The sequence below is a fragment of the Streptomyces sp. SID486 genome (assembly GCF_009865385.1).
GTDB lineage: Bacteria > Actinomycetota > Actinomycetes > Streptomycetales > Streptomycetaceae > Streptomyces.
This window is the reverse complement of sequence record NZ_WWJT01000376.1, coordinates 1-17,351: the sequence shown is the minus strand read 5'-3', so window position 1 is coordinate 17,351 and position 17,351 is coordinate 1. Positions and strand designations below refer to the sequence as shown.

General features: G+C 72.4%; 18 protein-coding genes. 5 read left to right on the top strand and 13 right to left on the bottom strand.

Features of this window, described 5'->3' with window-relative positions; genetic code table 11:
• Positions 1–218: 218 nt before the first annotated feature.
• On the bottom strand, positions 219–1,040 hold the full coding sequence (locus tag GT045_RS17675; RefSeq protein ID WP_161334758.1) for a class I SAM-dependent methyltransferase: 822 nt from the start codon (positions 1,038–1,040) through the stop codon (positions 219–221).
• Between the two features lie 13 nt (positions 1,041–1,053).
• The gene (locus GT045_RS17670) at positions 1,054–1,449 is read right to left on the bottom strand and encodes a pyridoxamine 5'-phosphate oxidase family protein (protein WP_161293590.1); all 396 of its coding nucleotides are present in this window, start codon (positions 1,447–1,449) and stop codon (positions 1,054–1,056) included.
• Between the two features lie 158 nt (positions 1,450–1,607).
• Here GT045_RS17670 and GT045_RS17665 point away from each other — a divergent pair, with 158 nt between their 5' ends.
• A complete protein-coding gene (locus GT045_RS17665) occupies positions 1,608–2,141 on the top strand; it encodes a DUF1697 domain-containing protein (RefSeq protein ID WP_161334757.1) in 534 nt (177 codons plus the stop codon).
• 159 nt (positions 2,142–2,300) lie between these two features.
• On the opposite strand, the gene GT045_RS17660 is transcribed toward GT045_RS17665, so the two are convergent.
• Both GT045_RS17660 and GT045_RS17655 read right to left on the bottom strand, forming a co-directional pair.
• Entirely contained in the window at positions 2,301–3,632 is a 1,332-nt protein-coding gene (locus tag GT045_RS17660) for a cation:proton antiporter (protein ID WP_161334756.1), read from the bottom strand.
• A 2-nt stretch (positions 3,633–3,634) separates the two neighbouring features.
• Positions 3,635–4,336: a Crp/Fnr family transcriptional regulator gene (locus GT045_RS17655; RefSeq protein ID WP_161293584.1), complete on the bottom strand. Its 702-nt coding sequence runs from the start codon at positions 4,334–4,336 to the stop codon at positions 3,635–3,637.
• Positions 4,337–4,786: 450 nt separating this feature from the next.
• Between GT045_RS17655 and rfbA the strand changes: the two genes are divergently transcribed.
• The 3 genes from rfbA (at position 4,787) to rfbC (ending at position 7,410) form a co-directional block, all read left to right on the top strand.
• The gene (gene rfbA, locus GT045_RS17650; protein ID WP_161334755.1) at positions 4,787–5,725 is read left to right on the top strand and encodes a glucose-1-phosphate thymidylyltransferase RfbA; all 939 of its coding nucleotides are present in this window, start codon (positions 4,787–4,789) and stop codon (positions 5,723–5,725) included.
• Positions 5,722–6,723 carry a dTDP-glucose 4,6-dehydratase gene (gene rfbB, locus GT045_RS17645; protein WP_161293579.1) on the top strand — a complete coding sequence of 334 codons (1,002 nt, stop codon included), beginning with the start codon at positions 5,722–5,724 and terminating at the stop codon, positions 6,721–6,723. The genes rfbA and rfbB overlap by 4 nt, the downstream gene beginning before the upstream one ends.
• A gap of 117 nt (positions 6,724–6,840) precedes the next feature.
• A complete protein-coding gene (rfbC, locus tag GT045_RS17640) occupies positions 6,841–7,410 on the top strand; it encodes a dTDP-4-dehydrorhamnose 3,5-epimerase (protein ID WP_161293577.1) in 570 nt (189 codons plus the stop codon).
• 184 nt (positions 7,411–7,594) lie between these two features.
• Here rfbC and GT045_RS17635 read toward each other — a convergent pair whose 3' ends face one another.
• From GT045_RS17635 to GT045_RS17605, 7 genes are all read right to left on the bottom strand, one after another.
• Complete coding sequence (locus GT045_RS17635; protein ID WP_161334754.1) at positions 7,595–8,302, bottom strand: phosphatase PAP2 family protein; 708 nt, start codon at positions 8,300–8,302, stop codon at positions 7,595–7,597.
• Entirely contained in the window at positions 8,299–8,904 is a 606-nt protein-coding gene (locus GT045_RS17630; protein ID WP_161293573.1) for a phosphatase PAP2 family protein, read from the bottom strand. The genes GT045_RS17635 and GT045_RS17630 overlap by 4 nt, the downstream gene beginning before the upstream one ends.
• Positions 8,901–9,569 carry a DedA family protein gene (locus GT045_RS17625; RefSeq protein ID WP_161293571.1) on the bottom strand — a complete coding sequence of 223 codons (669 nt, stop codon included), beginning with the start codon at positions 9,567–9,569 and terminating at the stop codon, positions 8,901–8,903. The genes GT045_RS17630 and GT045_RS17625 overlap by 4 nt, the downstream gene beginning before the upstream one ends.
• A 263-nt stretch (positions 9,570–9,832) precedes the next feature.
• Positions 9,833–10,021: a hypothetical protein gene (locus GT045_RS17620; RefSeq protein WP_161293569.1), complete on the bottom strand. Its 189-nt coding sequence runs from the start codon at positions 10,019–10,021 to the stop codon at positions 9,833–9,835.
• A gap of 143 nt (positions 10,022–10,164) precedes the next feature.
• Complete coding sequence (locus tag GT045_RS17615; RefSeq protein WP_161334753.1) at positions 10,165–11,106, bottom strand: M56 family metallopeptidase; 942 nt, start codon at positions 11,104–11,106, stop codon at positions 10,165–10,167.
• Positions 11,103–11,474 (bottom strand): BlaI/MecI/CopY family transcriptional regulator, encoded by a 372-nt coding sequence (locus GT045_RS17610; protein WP_161293565.1) that lies wholly within the window; start codon positions 11,472–11,474, stop codon positions 11,103–11,105. Before GT045_RS17610 ends, GT045_RS17615 begins: the two co-directional genes overlap by 4 nt.
• A gap of 268 nt (positions 11,475–11,742) precedes the next feature.
• Complete coding sequence (locus tag GT045_RS17605; protein WP_345942674.1) at positions 11,743–12,267, bottom strand: peptidylprolyl isomerase; 525 nt, start codon at positions 12,265–12,267, stop codon at positions 11,743–11,745.
• A 746-nt stretch (positions 12,268–13,013) separates the two neighbouring features.
• On the opposite strand from GT045_RS17605, the gene GT045_RS17600 reads away from it, so the two are divergent.
• On the top strand, positions 13,014–14,390 hold the full coding sequence (locus GT045_RS17600; protein WP_161334751.1) for an MFS transporter: 1,377 nt from the start codon (positions 13,014–13,016) through the stop codon (positions 14,388–14,390).
• 284 nt (positions 14,391–14,674) lie between these two features.
• Here the strand turns inward: GT045_RS17600 and GT045_RS17595 are convergent, their stop codons facing one another.
• Both GT045_RS17595 and GT045_RS17590 read right to left on the bottom strand, forming a co-directional pair.
• A complete protein-coding gene (locus GT045_RS17595; RefSeq protein WP_161334750.1) occupies positions 14,675–16,591 on the bottom strand; it encodes a GAF domain-containing protein in 1,917 nt (638 codons plus the stop codon).
• A gap of 76 nt (positions 16,592–16,667) precedes the next feature.
• Positions 16,668–17,351, bottom strand: a 684-nt coding sequence (locus tag GT045_RS17590; protein WP_161334749.1) for a 3-hydroxybutyrate dehydrogenase, incomplete at its 5' end; no start/stop codon positions are given.

Here is a 17,351-nt window from a genome sequence, read left to right as displayed (position 1 = left end):
CCAGCGGGCCCGTCCCGCAACAGGAGCGGCGGCTTCCACGGCCGGCGGGCCCGTCCGCAACGGGAGCGGCGGCTTACGCGGTCAGCGGGCCCGTCCCGCACAGGGATCGGCGGCCGGCGAGGGCACGTCCCGCAAGGAGAAGGGCGGCCTGCGTGGTCAGCGGGGATGCGGCGACGGGGCCTCGGCACCGAGGAGGCCCCGTCGTGGTGCGTGCCGGCTCAGCTCGGCCGCTCGGCCAGGGTCAGCCGTATCGGCTGGCCGATCCGGTACGTCCCGTCAGCCGAGCGGAAGCCTTCCAGGTGGCGGGCTGCCGCGGTCAGCACCTCGGGGTGCCGGCGCTCCGGGATGCGTTCCCACGTCGCCCGCTGGCCGTGCGACCAGGACCAGGCGCGCCACTGTGCGAGGTCGCGGAAGACGACGTCCAGAGTGAAGGTCGTGCTCCGTACGGCGTCGTAACCGGCCGCCCGGACCAGCCGCTCCACTCCCTCGTCGGTGTCGAACGGGCTCGCCGCCCGGAACGGGGACGCCGGCAGGAAGTCCTGGAAGACCTCGTCCAGCCAGCCCGAGGCGTGATCCTGGAACGTGGACAGGCCCAGCCGTCCGCCGGGCACGAGCAGTTCCCGCCAGGCCCGCAGCGCGGCCAGCGGACCCGGCAGGAAGAAGATCACGAAGGAGGCCGCCGCCACGTCGTAGGCACCGTGGGGCAGTTCGGGGGCGGCGGCGTCCATGAGGGCCACGTCGGTCTGTTCCAGACCCCGTGCGCGCGCCTCGGCGCGGGTCGCCTCGACCATCCCGGCCGCCAGGTCGATCCCGGTGGCCCGGCCGCCCGGACCCACCGCCTCGGCCAGGGCGAACAAGGCGGCCCCGCGCCCGCAGCCCAGATCGAGCGCCCGCTCCCCCGGGCGTGGCCGCAGTTCCCCGACCAGCCGTTCGGCGATCGGTGTGAACCACGGCACGCCGACGGAGTCGTACACGTCCGACACCCGGTCGAACACCGCCGCTGTCCGCGCGCGCCGTTCGGACGCTCGTGCCACGCCCATGCGTACCCCCTCGTCACGGCCGCCCGTCGAGCGTGCTGCGCACGGCCAGCGGCTCCAGTCGGACAATGACCCGGGTCATGGGTGCGAGGGCCCGGTAGGGCTCCCCGCGGTACCGGTGCGACAGACGGTCCAGATGGGCTCCGGCGCCTTCCGTGGTGGTCCCCGCCAACCGGGTCTCGGCGTGGACCACGCGGTACATGTCGTGCGGGTCGATCAGCAGCAGGGTGGCCCGGCGCGCGCGTTCGAGATGGCCGAGCCAGTGCGTCCCGCGCCGGCTGTTGAGCCAGAAGAGGCCGTCCCGGAACTCGAACCAGGCCGGGGTCAACTTCACCTGTCCGTTCCCGCGCAGGGAACCGACCACGATGGGCAGGGGCTCGGCCAGGAACGCCGCCGTCGCTTCGCTGATCACTGGGCCGGTCCCTCCCACGGACTGCGCGACGCGTGGCGCGCTTTCGCGCATGCTCCCCCGCGCGGGGGGCGCGGTCTGTGCAAGATTGAGCACCGCGGGGCTCCGCACGGAACCCATGATGAACACACCGCACGGAGCGATGAAGGGGAGTTGGTCCGATGCCTCGGTACGCCGTCCTGCTCAAGGGGATCAACGTCGGCGGCAAGAAGAAGATCGCGATGGCGGAACTGCGCGACCTGCTGGTCGAGTTGGGTTACGACGACGCCCGGACCTATCTGCAGAGCGGGAACGCGGTGCTCACCAGTTCCGACGCCCCGGACGCGGTCACGGGCCGCATCGAGGGCGGCATCCGGGAGCACTTCGGCAAGGAGGTGCGCTGTCTGATCCGCACCGGTGAGGAGCTGCGGGCCGTGATCGACGCGCATCCGCTGGCCGACGTCGCGGTGAAGCCCTCGTGGATGTTCGCCCTGTTCCTGTCGGCGCCCCTGGACCCCGGCCGGGTGGCCGCTCACGATCCGCGGAGCCTGGCACCGGACGAGGTCCGCCTGGGCAGTGGGGTGGTCTACCACTGGTGTCCGCAGGGCCCATTGGAGGCCCCGGACGTGAGCGCGTTCCTGGAGCGCCGGCACGCGGTCACGGTGACCGGCCGCAACTGGAACACGCTGGTCAAGCTGGCGGAGATGACCGCCTGACCCGGCGTCACACCGCCGACCGCGGCGGGTTTCCTCGCCACACCGCGGATCGGGCCCGGCAGCGTCGCCTCCCTGTCGACGGCGCCCGGCAGCATCCCCACACCACCGAGCGCGGCCGGCGCCGCTCCCGTCCGCGGCGGCCGGCCCGGAGCGCCCGGGTCAGGTGACGCCGCCGCGTTCGCCGTCCTCGGCCGACAGCAGCGCGTCGGCCTCCCGCAGTTCCTCCTCGGCCGTCTTCTCCACCCGGGTCATGGCCCGGCGCAGCAGAAGCGGCGCGGTCACGGAGGTGAGGACGGCGATCAGCACCACGACGGTGTAGGTCGCCGTCGTCAGCACGCCCAGGCGCAGGCCCACACCGGCGACCACGATCTCGACCGCGCCCCGGGCATTCAGCCCCGCTCCGATGGCCACGCCCTCCCACCGGCTCAGCCCGCTCAGCCGGGCCCCGAGCGAGGCACCGGCCAGCTTGCCCGCCATGGCGAGGACCAGCAGCACCGCACCGGTAAGCGCGACGCCGGGGTCGCGCAGCGCGGTGAGGTCGGCACGCAGCCCGGCGCAGGCCAGGAAGAGCGGTGCCAGGACGGCGAGGGTCACTTCGCGAAGGGCCGTCAGCCGGCGCGGGTCGACCGCGGAGGCGATCAGGAGACCGGCGACGAAGGCACCGAACACGGACTCCAGTTCCAGCGCCTGTGCCGCGGCGCCGCTGAGCAGGATGACGATGACGGCGAGGGCGGACACCGGCCCGCTGTCGCCGGACCGGTCGAGGCGCCGGAACAGACGGCGGACAAGCGGGCGGGCGACGACGGCGACCGCCACGAATCCGGTCAGGCGGGCGGCCGCGAGAGCGGTGTCGCCGAGGCCGAAGGAACCGGCGGCCATCGAGGACACCAGGGAGAGCAGGAACCAGGCGGCCGCGTCCTCGACGGCGGCACAGGCCATGATCAGCTGCCCGACGTCCCGGTGGAGCAGGTTCATGTCGGAGAGGGACTTGGCGACGACGGGGATGGCGCTGACGCTGAGAGCGACGCCGAGGAAGAGGGCGAACGTCGCGCGGTGCGACCCGCCGCCCAGCAGCGACACCGGTACCAGGCAGCCGGCGGTCACCCCCAGTGCGAACGGGACCAGCAGGCCCAGGGATCCGACGCTGACCAGTACACCGCGCCGTCGGCGGATCAGCCGGGGGTCCAGATGCGCCCCGGCCACCCCGACGAGCAGCAGGACGGCGAACTGGCTGAGGGCGTCGAGCAGATGGGCCTGGTCCGCGCGCGCGGGCAGCAGCCACGCGGCCACACCGGGGGCCGTCGCCCCGAGGACCGCGGGCCCGAGCAGGACACCGGTCGCCAACTCACCCACCACGGCGGGCAGTCCGCACCAAACGGCCAGCCGACCCAGGCAGAACGCCAGGGCCAGCAGCACCCCGGCCTGGAGCAGGAACAGCATCATCTGATGGGGCGGCGGCGGGGGCACCGCCCGGAACGCCAGGATCGACATGGTCAGGCCACCATCGCCGGTCCGGCCAGTGACCTCGTGGACCGGTCGCCGTCGGCCATGAAGTCCAGCAGCCGCGGCTCGTGCAGCGCCAGGTAGCAGTCGCCGGATCTGCTGACCAGGCCCGCCTCACGGAAGCGCTTGAGGAAGTAGCCGACCCGCGACCGGGTGGTGCCCACCATCGCGGCCAGCTCCTCCTGGGTGATCCGCTCCTCGATGCGCAACTGGCCCTTGCCGCGCCGCCCCAGCTTCCGGCCCAGATGCAGCAGCACCGCGGCCAGCCGGTACTCGCTGTCCTCCGTCACGAAACCGGCGATGAGCTGCTGCTGTTCGAAGAGCCGGCCCGCCATGTAGTGCACGAACTGCTCCCGCAGTCCGACGTCCGACATCGCCGCGAGCACCTTGGCCGCGGACATGCGCCGCAGCACGACGGGGGTCATCGCCGTCACGGCCTCGGCCCGTCCGTCCCGGACCAGACACAGCTCGCCGAACACGTCACCCGCGGTGTAGATGTCCAGCAGGCACTCCTTGCCCTCCCGGGACGGCACGATCGCCTTCACGAGGCCGTGTTCGAGCAGATAGATGCTCCGGTCGCGGTCGAGACAGCCGTAGACGGGCTCGCGGCGGGCGACTTCGATGGTCGAGGCAGCCAGGGCGTCGGAACGTATGAGGCGGGCCAGGGTCTCGCCGAGCCCCGCTGACTGCATGGTAATCAACGACAGCACTCCCCCGTGGCAGATTTGACTTCGCTTTCTTCGACGATCCGCGCTGTCACACAACGGAGACTGGTCTTCAAGGTCGTCCTCCCCCTACGTCAACTACTGGCTGTCCGGATTTTCGGAGCGGGTGAGATGCCGAGGGTACGAATATCCGGGAAACCGTCGTCGCGACCAGAAAAGCGGAGACCGCGCAGTGCCTTTCCGTGGGCTTCCGGTCAGGTGCGGTGACCTCCGCCGGGAAGTGTGCACCGCCACCGACCGGGCGGACCACTCTTTCGGGTGCGGATTTTGGTGCCATGGCGCGAAGCTGCCAGGCCGGAACTCACTGTGCTCTATTCCGCGCCCGCGAAGTGCTCAGGAGTGAGCAGACGGTGCCCGAGTGGCCCCGCGAGAGTGGGGCGCCCCGTCGGTCCGAGAGGTGTTGATCAGGGAGTGGTCATGCGAGCTATTCTTCTGGCCGGCGGTGTGGGGTCCCGACTGTGGCCGGCCACCCGAGCGGTGTCCAAGCAGCTCATCCCGGTCTTCGACAAGCCCATGATCTATTACCCGCTGTCCACCCTGCTGCTCGCCGGCATCCGGGAGATCCTTGTCGTCACCACTCCCGAGGACCAGGATTCGTTCCAGCGGCTGCTCGGCGACGGTGCCCAGCTGGGCGTGCGCCTGGAGTACGCGGTCCAGCCCTACCCAGGCGGCCTCGCCGAGGCATTCGTCATCGGTGCGGAATTCATCGGCGACGGCCCGGTCACTCTGATCCTCGGGGACAACATCTTCCAGGGAGTCGAACTCGACGAAACCCTGGAGAAGTGCCGCACCTCACACGGCGCACATGTCTTCGCCCGGGCCGTGGAAGACCCCTCGGCCTACGGAGTGGTGGAGTTCGACGAGTCGGGGAACGCCAGGTCCCTCACCGAGAAACCGTCCGCCCCCGCCTCCAAATACGCGATTCCCGGACTCTATTTCTACGACAACAACGTCGTCGACATCAGCAGACGCCTGAAACCGAGTGCCCGGGGCGAACTGGAGATCACCGATGTGAACGCCGTCTACCTGGACCGGGGGGAACTGCACGTCTCCCTCATGGGCCGCGGGACGGCCTGGCTGGACACCGGGACCTTCGAATCCCTGGCCCGGGCCTCGGAGTTCGTGCGGGTCGTCGAGGAACGGCAGGGAGTCAAGCTCGGCTGCGTGGAGGAAGCCGCCTGGCGGGCGGGGTTCATCGACGACGTCCAACTGCTCACCCTCGCCGAGCCGCTCGTGATGAGCGGCTACGGCCGCTATCTGATCGAGCTGGTGGAGGAGGCACGCTGCGGGGCGCCGCACTCCCCGGCGTCCCTGGGCGGGCGCAGCGTTCACGACAAGGTGCAGATGAGCGCATGACGACCACCGCCGAACGCACGTCCACCGGGATCCTCGTCACCGGCGGGGCCGGCTTCGTCGGCTCCACCTATGTGCGCACACTGCTGCGTACGGCGTCCGCCGACCACACGGTCACGGTGCTGGACAAACTGACGTATGCCGGATCGCTCGCCAACCTCGCCTCGGTGCACGACGATCCGCGCCTGTCCTTCGTGCGCGGGGACATCTGCGACGCCGGTCTGGTGGACCGCCTGATGGCCGGCCAGGACCAGGTGGTGCACTTCGCCGCGGAGTCGCACGTGGACCGCTCCATCACCGACGGCGGCGCGTTCGCCCGCACCAACGTGCTGGGCACGCAGACCCTGCTGGACGCGGCGGTCCGGCACCGGGTCGGCACCTTCGTCCACGTCTCCACGGACGAGGTCTACGGGTCGATAGCCGAGGGAGCCTCGGACGAGGACCGCCTGCTCGCCCCGTCGTCCGCCTACTCGGCGGCCAAGGCCGGCTCGGACCTGCTGGCGCTCGCCCACCACCGCACACACGGCCTCGACGTGCGCATCACCCGGTGCTCCAACAACTACGGACCGCACCAGTTCCCGGAGAAGATCATCCCGCTCTTCATCACCCGTCTGCTGGGCGGGCGTCCGGTCCCGCTCTACGGCGAGGGCCTCAACCGGCGTGACTGGCTGCACGTGGAGGACCACTGCCACGGCATCGAGCTGGTGCGCACCCGTGGGCGGGCGGGACGGGTGTACAACATCGGCGGCGGCGTCGAGCTGACGAACAGGGAGCTGACCGCGCGGCTGCTAGCGGCGTGCGGAGCGGGCTGGGACCGGGTGGATTACGTCGCCGACCGCAAGGGACACGACTTCCGGTACTGCGTCGACTGGACCCGGGCCCGCGACGAACTCGGCTACCGGCCGCGCCACGACTTCGAGCGCGGACTGGCCGCGACGGTCGCCTGGTACCGGGACAACCGGGCGTGGTGGGAGCCCTTGAAGGCGCGGTGCCATGCGTGACGTGAAGGGGCCGTGCCACGCGGGATGTGAAGGGGCGGCGCCATGCGGGACGGGAAGAGGCAGTGCCATGCGTGACGTGAAGGGGCGGTGCCATGCGTGACGTTGAGGGGCGGTGCCATGCGTGAACTGTCCGTTTCCGGGGCCTGGGTGCACACACCGCAGGTCCATTCCGACGGGCGCGGCACCCTGCACGAGGCATTCCGGGCGGAAGCCGTCACCGCCGCCACCGGACACCCGCCCTCCGTGGCCCAGGCCAACGTGTGCACGACGCACCGCGGCGCGATCCGCGGGGTGCACTACGCCGACGTACCACCCGGCCAGGCGAAGTACGTCTCCTGCCTGCGGGGTGCGGTCCTCGACGTGATCGTCGACCTGCGCGTCGGCTCGCCGTCCTTCGGGCGGTGGGACGCGGTCGAACTGAGCGAGGAGAACCACCGGTCCGTCTATCTCGCCGAGGGACTCGGACACGCCCTGATGGGACTGACCTCGTCCTCGGCCGTCATGTACCTCTGTTCCCACCCCTACACACCCGCGAACGAACACGGGATCCACCCCCTGGACCCCGCCCTCGCCCTCCCCTGGCCGACGGACGTCCCCGCCCTGCTGTCCGACCGGGACGCCCAGGCCCCGACACTGGCCGAGGCGACACGGCTGGGCCTGCTGCCACGCTACGACGCGTGCCGGTGACGCCGGAGCCAGGGCTCCGGCTGCGCCGACGCCGTGGCGCCGTCCGGTCGGCCGCGCCGCGACGAGGTGCCCGAGGTCACCGTCTTCTCCTCACCGGACAAGCCGCGGCGCGGCCGACCGGACGGCGCGTGATCGTCCTCAACGACCCGGATCCGTCGTCCTCAACGACCCGGATCCGTCGTCCTCAACGACCAGGATCTTCGGACGCGCGGCCCTTCCTCCCGTCCAGGGCGGGTGCCGTGCCCGCGACGAACGGTCCGGGCAGCCGGCGGGCCGCCGCCCACAGGCACACCCCCAGCCAGCCGGCGGCGAACAGCCACCCGCCGACGACGTCGGTGAACCAGTGCACCCCGAGGTAGATCCGGGTCAGCCCGACGAGCGCGCCCCAGCATCCGATGACAAGCCGCAGCCCTGTCGCCCAGCGCGGGGCCCGCAGGGTCACGGCGACGATCAGCAGCCCGGCCGTGAGGGCTCCGGTGGTGGTGTGCCCCGAGGGGAAGGCCCAGCCGGAAGCGTGCGTGGCCCAGTCGGACATCGGTGGCCGGGTGCGCCGGACCAGTTCCATCACGCCGTAGCGCAGGGCCTGTCCCGCGGCGAGGCAGCCGACGGAGGCGGTGGCGGCGAGCAGCCGGTGCCGGGCCGTCCGACCCGCCACCAGGCCGGCGAGCACGGCGAGCGCGTAGGGGATCACCCCGGTACCCGTGGCCGTCACGCCGCGCGCCAGGGTCACGACCGCGGGAGGGCGGTGGCCGGCCGACCAGACGAGGAGGCCGGGGTCCAGCCGGAGCGCGCCGCCCGTACCGGTGGTGACGGCCGCGGCCAGCACCGCGAACGCGCCCCACGCGCCGAGACCGACGGTCCCGGCGATGTCGGCGACCTCACGGCGGTTCATGCGGCCAGCAGCAGGGCGCCCAGGCGGCGGCCCGTGAGCCGTCGCGCCACGGTTTCCGACCGGTGGCGCAGGACGAGCATCGCGGTCACCGCCACCAGGGCGCCGACCACCGCGCCGGCCATGACGTCGTGCGGGTAGTGTGCGCCCACCCACACCCTGGAGGCGCCCATCGCGGCCGCGGCCACGACCGCGACGGCACCCAGCCGGCGCGAGACGAACACCAGGGCCACGGCGGCGGCGACCGCGAGTGCCGTGTGATTGCTGGGGAAGGACCAGTCACCGGGTGCCGGACACGCTTCCAGCGTCCGCGCGTGCAGGCTCTGGCACGGCCGGTCCTCGCGCACGACCAGTTTCACCGCCATGTCCACGCCGTACGCGACGATCACGACGACCGGCACCGCCAGCGCCGTCACCGCGTCCGCCGCCCCGGTCCGGCGGGCCCGCCACCAGCCGGCGACCATGAGGACGGCGAACAACGCCAGTCCGTACGTCGACCAGAGCGACACCGTGTCGTCCAGCCAGCCGGGTGCGCGCTGTGCCTCGCCCACCACGTCCGCGTACAGGGATCCGTCTATGGAGGAACCGTCGAAGGCCATGATCACTGCTGTGCTCCCTTCGCCCTGGCGTCTCGCCGGCTGCGCAGAACCTCGGCCAGGAGGGGGGTCAGGGAGACGAGGACGACGAGGGCGACCAGCGGGAGGAGGTAGCGGTCGACATCAGGGATCGAGGAGCCCAGCGCGTACCCCGCGAAGGTGACGCCCAGGCTCCAGACGAGGCCGCCGGCCACTTGCCAGAGGGTGAAGGTCCGTACGGGCACCTCCAGCGCTCCCGCCAGCGGGTTGAGAACCGTGCGCACCACGGGGATGAACCGGGCCAGCACGATCGCCTTCGCGTACCCGTAGCGCTCCAGGAGTTCCTCCGCCCGTTTCGCCCCCTCGTGCAGCCGTCGCGAACGGCTTCGGGCGAGCAGCGCACCGCCGGCCCGCCGACCGATCAGGTAGCCGCACTGCGCCCCGGTCAGGGCGCCGACGGCCGCCGCGGCGAGCAGGGGCGCGAGCGACAGGTGTACCGCTCTGTCCGCCGTGTCCGTGCAGAGCAGGCCGGCGGTGAACAGCAGGGAATCGCCCGGCAGGAAGAACCCGACGAGCAGACCTGTCTCGGCGAACAGCACCACGCCGACGCCCAGCGCGCCGAAAGCGGTCAGCAACGACCGGGCGTCGAGCACGTTCACGGCGAGTTGCGAAGCCAGGTGCATGGGTGCGGTCATTCGGTCGGGACCCTTCCTGCGGACGACCTGGAGCGAGGGGGGCGGCACCTCTGAAGCGAGGGCAGCCCCCTCGTAGGACTACACACGAGTAGACCGTCTACTGAACTGTAGACGATCGACGGCGCGGGTGCGTTCCCGACCGAGCAGCGCGCACGGGGAAGGGTGCCGTGACCGTCGGCGGTGATCTCGCGGTCGAGTGCCGGTGAGCGATGCGCCTCCGCGCCGGGAAGTGAGGTGGGCGGACAGGAAGGCGGTGACGGCGTTCAGCGCACCGCGCGGGCCGCGGCCGCGGGCACGCCGCAGACCGGGGTGGCGACGAGGACGAAGTCGGCGAACAGCACGACGGCTGTCTCCCAGTCGGCGGCTCGGTGCCGGTACGTGCGAGCCCAGGCCGGACCAAGGACACGGACCCCGGCGACCTTGGATCCGGTGTTCTCGACGTCAGACGTCACATACCGCCCCTACCGCAGAGCCGTCGACCTCAGAGACGTCGACCTCAGGTCCGTCGACCTCAGGTCCGTCGGCCTCAGGTCCGTCGGCCTCAGGTCCGTCGACCTCAGGTCCGTCGGCCTCAGGTCCGTCGACTTCAGAGCCGTCACCCGGACGGAACCTCCCCCTGGGCCACCTCTACACCGCGGTGCAGCAGGACAGCACCGGAGAAGGAGGACGCCGCGGCGACCGAGCACGTCAGCCCCATGGCCAGCAGCACGGGAGCGACGCGCCGCACCGGCGCCTGGAGGAGAAGGGCCCTGACCCTCGCCGGGACGGGACCGGTCACCACACCGGGGGCGACGACGGGCAACGGTCCCGGCCCCGGCCCCCGGGTGGCGGCCAGCGCCGCTCGCCCGACGGCGCGGGCAGCGAGCTTCCGGTCACCGGTGGCGCGCGCCGCGGCCTCGTCGGCGGCTCGTTCCGCCGCAAAGGACACTTGGGGTACGACGGCAGCCAGCGCCGGATGACACCAGCCGGCGAGCTGCACCGCGGCGAGGAAGAGGTGGTGCCGCCCCGCGAGGTGCGCCCGCTCGTGAGCCAGGAGGATCTCCCGCTCGGGCGCGTCCAGAGCGCGCAGCATCCCGGTGGTCACCACGATGCGGGCCCGGCCTCGCAGGCCACCGGGCAGCGCGTAGGCGTCAGGGCGCGGGTCGTCGACGACGCACAGCCCTCCGGCGTGCGGCAGGTGGGCGACGTCGCCACGGACGGCGCCCAGCCGCCGCAGTTCCGACCGGATGCGCCGGGCGAGAGTGCCGCACGTGACCACGAAGGTGCCGGCCGCCACCGCGGAAACTCCCAGCACCAGCACTCGTGGACCCGCCCGGAGCGGTTCGACGAGGTGCGCGACGGCGGCGAGCGCGGGAACGGCCAGGGCCACAGGCAGGAGCAGGGCACCCAGGCACGCCAGGACGCCGATGGCCAGCGCGACAGCGGAGACGGTGATCGCCCGCAACGCGGCCACGGGGTGCACCCGGGTCACCGCACGCCGGGCGAGCGGCGGCAGGAACCAGGGCAGCGCCAGAGGCAGGAGCAGCAGGGCGATCATCGGCCGTTCTCCTCCAGCAGACGCCGGAGCTCGGCCTCGTCCGTCACGCTGAGCCCTTCGACGAAGCGGGCCAGGACCGTGCTGCGGTCGGCGTCCTGATCGAGCTCCCGGTGCATGCGCCGAGCCGTCAGCCCGTGCGAGTCCTCCACCGGGAAGTAGAGATAACCGCGTCCACCCGGCCGGCGTCCGACCACGCCCTTCTCGTACAGGCGGACGAGCAGGGTCGCCACGGTCGTACGGGCCAGCGGCTGCGGCAACGCCGCCCTGACCTGGGCGGCGGACTGCGGCTGACCTGCCGCCCACAGCGCCGTCAGGACGCTGGACTCCAGCTCGCCCGCGGGCCGACGCTCGCTCGGGCCGTCCGTCATGAATCCCTCTCCCCACCGAGATCGTCTACAACGAGGTAGACCCATCTTCTCCCGTGGACACAGCGTAGGCACACTGCGCCGAGTGACGTCGCCGCCCGCGGGCACAGCGTGCTCTCCCTCCTGCCAGGGCCGCCTGCGGACGACGGAGCGTATTCACGTGTCCCGGAGCGTATTCACGTGTCCCGGAGCGTATTCACGTGCCCCGGGCGGTGGAGCGGGTGAACGGCCTCCGCGGATGCCGGACCCGTGGTGACCGCACCCCGGTTCGTCAGGACCGGCAGGACGGCCGGACGCTGAGCAGCTCGGTCCGCAGCACGGGCGTGCCGTCGACAGGCGCCGGGTCCGACGGAGTCGGCTCGATCCCGCCGGCGGCGATCTTGTCGAGCGTCTTCAGGCCCGCGGCACCGACCGTACCGAACACCGTGTAATTCGGTCGCAGCGCGGAGTCGCCGTAGACGACGAAGAACTGCGAACCGTTCGTGTCCGGCCCGGCGTTGGCCATCGCCAGCAGACCGCGCCCGTAAAGCCGACGGACACCGGTCGGATCGCTCGGTGCCGGCGGCAGGTCCACCGGCAGCTCGTCCTTGTACTCGTATCCCGGCCCACCCTCGCCGGTGCCGGTCGGGTCGCCGCACTGCAGGACCTTCAGCGTCGGATACGCCGTGAGCCGATGGCACACCGTACGGTCGTAGAACCGGTGCCGCGCCAGGTGCACGAAGCTCTGGACCGTGCACGGCGCCTTCGCCCGGTCAAGACGCAGCGGGAGCGGACCCTGGCTGGTCGGGACAGCCACACCGACCGTGCCGTGACCAGGGGTGTGTCGCGGGTCGGGCGGCAGGGGAACCGGCCGCGCCGCCGGCTCGCTCGGTGTCTGGGTGTACTGGCAAGGACCGTGCGTGGTGCGCGGCGGGGCGTCGGAAGCGGTGGCGGTGGTGCCACCGGATACGACCAACACTGCTGCCGCCGATGCGGTCACGAGAGCTCGGTTCATCCTGCGCACCCTCCAGAAGATCGTCAGATTTCGGAGCGGTCGCAGTCTAAGGTGCGGCCCGCCGGGCGCATACCCGTCCGCAGGCCACATCCGCCCCAGCGTCCGGGGCCGCCCGCAGGCCACATCCGCCCCAAGCCTCGGGCCCCTCCGCAGGCCACATCAGCTCCCAGCCTCCAGGCCCGTCCGCAGGCCACATCCGCTCCCGGCCTCCGGGCCCGTCCGCAGGCCGGTTCGTCCGGATCCGGCGCAGCACCGGCCGGCCGATCAGGGCCCACCCGGTGCACGACGGATGCTCCCGGAACCCGGTCGAGCGCCTGGCCTGAATCCCAGGCAGCAGTTGGGCGGTTGCCCGTGAACCGCGCGTCACGGACAGCACTCGTTTCGACCACCTTCGAGCCCCTGAACCGCCCTTACGTAAGCCGGCATGGTGCCCACACGCATAGCCGACCACCAAACTGTGTTGCCTCGCCACATGTGCCCCTGACCTGCCACTTTCTACGGTGTGCCGACACCCACCCGTCCCCACCGCACACGAGGAAGTGGCGCACATGGCCTCCGGAACCACCGCTCCCCCACCCCCCGCCAGCCTCCCCAGAATCGTCGCCGCCAGCCTCATCGGGACCACGATCGAGTGGTACGACTTCTTCCTCTACGGCTCCGCCGCCGCGCTGGTGTTCAACAAGCTGTTCTTCCCCGGCTCCGACCCGCTCGTCGGCACGCTGCTGTCGTTCCTGACCTACGCCGTCGGGTTCGCCGCCCGCCCGCTGGGGGCGCTCGTGTTCGGGCACTACGGTGACCGGCTGGGGCGGAAGAAGCTGCTGGTGCTGAGTCTCGTGCTGATGGGCGGAGCGACGTTCGCCATCGGGCTGCTGCCCACGCACGCCACCGTCGGGACCGCCGCCCCCGTGCTGCTCACCGCGCTGCGGCTGGTGCAGGGCTTCGCGCTCGGCGGCGAGTGGGGCGGCGCCGTGCTATTGGTGTCGGAGCACGGGGACGCGCGGCGACGCGGCTTCTGGGCCTCCTGGCCGCAGACAGGCGCGCCGGCCGGACAGTTGCTCGCGACCGGTGTGCTCTCGCTGCTCACCGCGGTCCTGTCGGACGACGCCTTCGGCGCCTGGGGATGGCGGATTCCGTTCCTGCTCTCCGGGGTGCTCGTGCTGGTCGGCCTGTGGATTCGTCTCTCTGTCGATGAATCGCCCGTGTTCAAGGAGGCGTTGGAGCGGGCCGAGACGCGGCAGGCCGACACGGCCGAGAAGCTGCCGATCGTCTCGGTGCTGCGCCACCACTGGCGGGACGTCCTCGTGGCGATGGGCGCCCGGATGGCGGAGAACATCAGCTACTACGTCATCACCGCCTTCATCCTCGTCTACGCGACCACCTCGGCCGGCGTCTCCAAGCAGACGGCGCTCAACGCCGTGCTCATCGGCTCCGCCGTGCACTTCGCCGTCATCCCCGCCTGGGGCGCGCTGTCCGACCGGGTCGGGCGACGGCCGGTGTACCTGCTGGGCGCGGCCGGCGTCGGGCTGTGGATGTTCCCCTTCTTCGCGCTCGTCGACACGGGCTCGTTCGGGTACCTGATCCTGGCCGTGACCGTCGGACTCGTACTGCACGGCGCCATGTACGCGCCGCAGGCCGCGTTCTTCGCCGAGATGTTCGCGACCCGGATGCGCTACTCAGGTGCCTCCATCGGCGCCCAGTTCGCCTCCGTGGCGGCCGGCGCCCCCGCACCGCTCATCGCCACCGCGCTGCTCTCGGACTACGACAGCTCCACCCCGATCGCGCTGTACGTGATCGCCGCCGCCGTGCTGACCCTGATCGCGGTGGCTGTCGCGCGGGAGACGCGGGACCGGGACCTCGCGCGGGTGGAAGGGGAGCCCGTGGAGTCCACCGAGGCGGCTCCGGCCACCGAGGCACGAACCGCCTGACCCGCACCGCCTGTCGCGCACCGCCTGTCCCGGCCCCCTGCCCCGGTCCGCCTGGGCCGCACCAGCCGGCCCGGACCGGTTGCCCCGGCCCCCTGCCCCGGTCCGCCTGAGCTGCACCAGCCGGCCCGGGCCGGCTGCCCGGTACCGGCTGGCCCGGACCGGCTGGCCCAGACCGGCTGGCCCAGACCGGCTACGGCCCCACGGGGCTTCGTCCCCGGCCCTGCGGACCACCTCCGGGAGGCCGTCCCGCGGCCCCGTGCGGGGCGGCCTGCGCCTGGGGCCGGTCAGCGGCCTCCCGGGGCCGCCAACCGGTGGAGTCTGAGCGCCAGCTGGATCTCCAGTGCCCGGGCGGGGGTCTGCCAGTCCGCGCCGAGGAGACGCCCCACGCGTTCCAGCCGCTGGGCCACCGTGTTGACGTGCACGTGCAGCATGTCCTTGGTGCGGGCCGGGCTCATCCCGCCCTCGAAGTACGCGTCGAGGGTCCGCACCAGTTCCGTGCCGCGGCGCTCGTCGTACGACACCACCGGGCCGATGGTCCGGCCGACGAAACCGGCGATGTCCCGTTCGCCCGCGAGCAGCAGGCCGAGGAAGCCGAAGTCCTCGGCCGCCGCGCCGTCGCCGGCCCGTCCCAGCAGGTGCAGCGCGTCCAGGCAGCGGCGGCCCTCGGCGTAGGCGCCGGCCACGGTCTCGGGGTGGGCGGCGAGGTCGGTGACGGGTGCGGACGCGCCGACCGTGACGGGCTGGTGGACGGCCGTACCCAGATGGCGGGCGGTGCGGCGGGCGATCTCCGTGGCGGTGCCGCCGCGCAGTGGCAGCAGCAGGACGGTGCCGCCGTCGCGGGCGGCGGCCAGACCGTGCCGGGTGGCCGCGAGGTGGGACGCGGCGGACCACAGCCGGCGGCGGGCCGCGGCCTCCTCGTCGGCGTCGGCGGCCGGTCCGTCGAGCCGGGCGGCGAGCACGACATGGGTGGCGTCCAGGTCGGCGTGCAGGCGGCTGGCGCGGTCGCGCAGCAGACGCGGGTCCCGGTCCCGCGCGTCCAGCAGGTCGTCCAGCAGCTCGCCGCGCACCCGCTGTTCGGCCTCGGCGGCGGAACGCCGGGCGAGCAGCAGCAGGGAGGTGACCATCGCCGCGCGCTCCAGGGTGCGCTGGTCGACCGGGTCCAGGCCGGGGTGGCCGCGCAGGACCAGGGCGCCGAGGAGTTCGCCTCCGGCGGCCACCGCGGCGATCCAGTCCCCGCCGTGCCGTACCGCGTGCCCCTCGGCGCGGGAGGCCTCCAGCGCCTCCGCCGGTGCCGCCACGGCCTCCGTGAACTCGACCGTGCCGTCGAGGACCTGGGAGACGGCCGCGGCCACGTCGTGGACCCCGCCGCCGCGCAGCACGAGTTCGGCGAGCCGGTCGTGGACCTCGGACGCCCGCTCGATGACGCCGCTGCGGTCCCGGATGATCTCGTTGGCACGCTCCAGTCGGGCCAGGGCCGACCGGGTCTCGGTGAGCAGGTTGGCGGTGTCGATGGCCGCCGCGGCGAGCGCGGCGAAGGAGCCGAGCAGCGCTATCTGCTCGCGTTCGAAGACTCTCGCCCGCCGGTCCGCCGCGAACAGGACGCCGATGACGTGCGGGCCGAGCGTCAGGGGGACGCCGAGGATGGCGACCAGGCCCTCGTCGCGTACACCGGCGTCGATGGTGCGCGTGTGCTGGAACCGGGCGTCCTGGAAGTAGTCGTCGGTGACGTAGGGCCGTGCCGTCTGGGCGACGAGCCCGCCGAGTCCCTCGCCCATGCCGAGGCGCAGCTGCTGGAAGCGGGCGGACACCGAGCCCTCCGTGACCCGCATGTAGGTGTCGCCGTGTGCGGGGTCGTTGAGGCTGAGGTAGGCGACGTCCGTGCCGAGCAGGGAGCGGGCGCGCTGCACGATGGCCTGCAGGACGGCGTCCAGGTCCCGGAGTCCGGCGAGGTCGTGCGCGGTCTCGAAGAGCGCCGACAGCTCCGCTTCGCGCCGTCGCCGCCCCTCCAGTTCGGCCCGTACGCGCAGGGCGAGCAGTCTGGCCTCTTCCAGCTCGGCGAGCCGGCCGGCCGGCTCGCCCTCGGCACGGGCGAGCAGGACGGGCCGGTCGTAGGCCTCCACGGAGGCGTCACGGGCCAGCAGGCCGAGGTAGGGTGCCTCGGCGCTGCCGGTGGGTGCCGACTGCGGGTGATCGCGGGACATGGTCACAGGATTCCGTATCGGGCGCCCGGCCCGGCAGACCTGTGGAAAACTCCCGGGTCCGGCGCTCCCGCGCTGGTCAGTGGGCCGTCCATCCGCCGTCCAGGACGAGCGAGGTGCCGGTGACGAAGGACGCCTGCGGGCTGCACAGGTAGGCCACCGCCTCGGCGACCTCCTCGGGCTCGATGAGCCGGCGCAGGGCGCTGTCCTTCAGCAGCACCTCGGACAGCACGCGCTCCTCGGGAATCCCGTGCGCCTGTGCCTGGTCGGCGATCTGCTTCTCGACCAGGGGGGTCCGCACATATGCCGGGTTCACGCAGTTGGAGGTGACCCCGTGGGCGGCGCCCTCCAGTGCGGCCGTCTTGGACAGTCCTTCGAGGCCGTGTTTGGCGGCCACATATGCGGACTTGAAGGCCGACGCTCGCAGACCATGGACGGAGGACACGTTCACGATCCGGCCCCACCCCTGGGCGTACATGTGCGGGAGGGCGCCGCGGATGAGCCGGAACGGTGCCTCCAGCATCACGGTGAGCACCGTGTGGAACACGTCGGGCGGAAACTCCTCTATCGGCCGGACGAGTTGCAGACCGGCGTTGTTGACCAGCACGTCGATGCCCTCGGCGGCGTGTTCGGCGGCGTCCAGGTCGGTGAGGTCAACGACCCGCGGCACGACGGTGCCGGCGGTGTCCCCGGCCCGCTCCGCCTGCCGGGCCAGCTCGGTCAGACCGGCCGCGTCCCGGTCGACGGCCCGCACTTCGGCCCC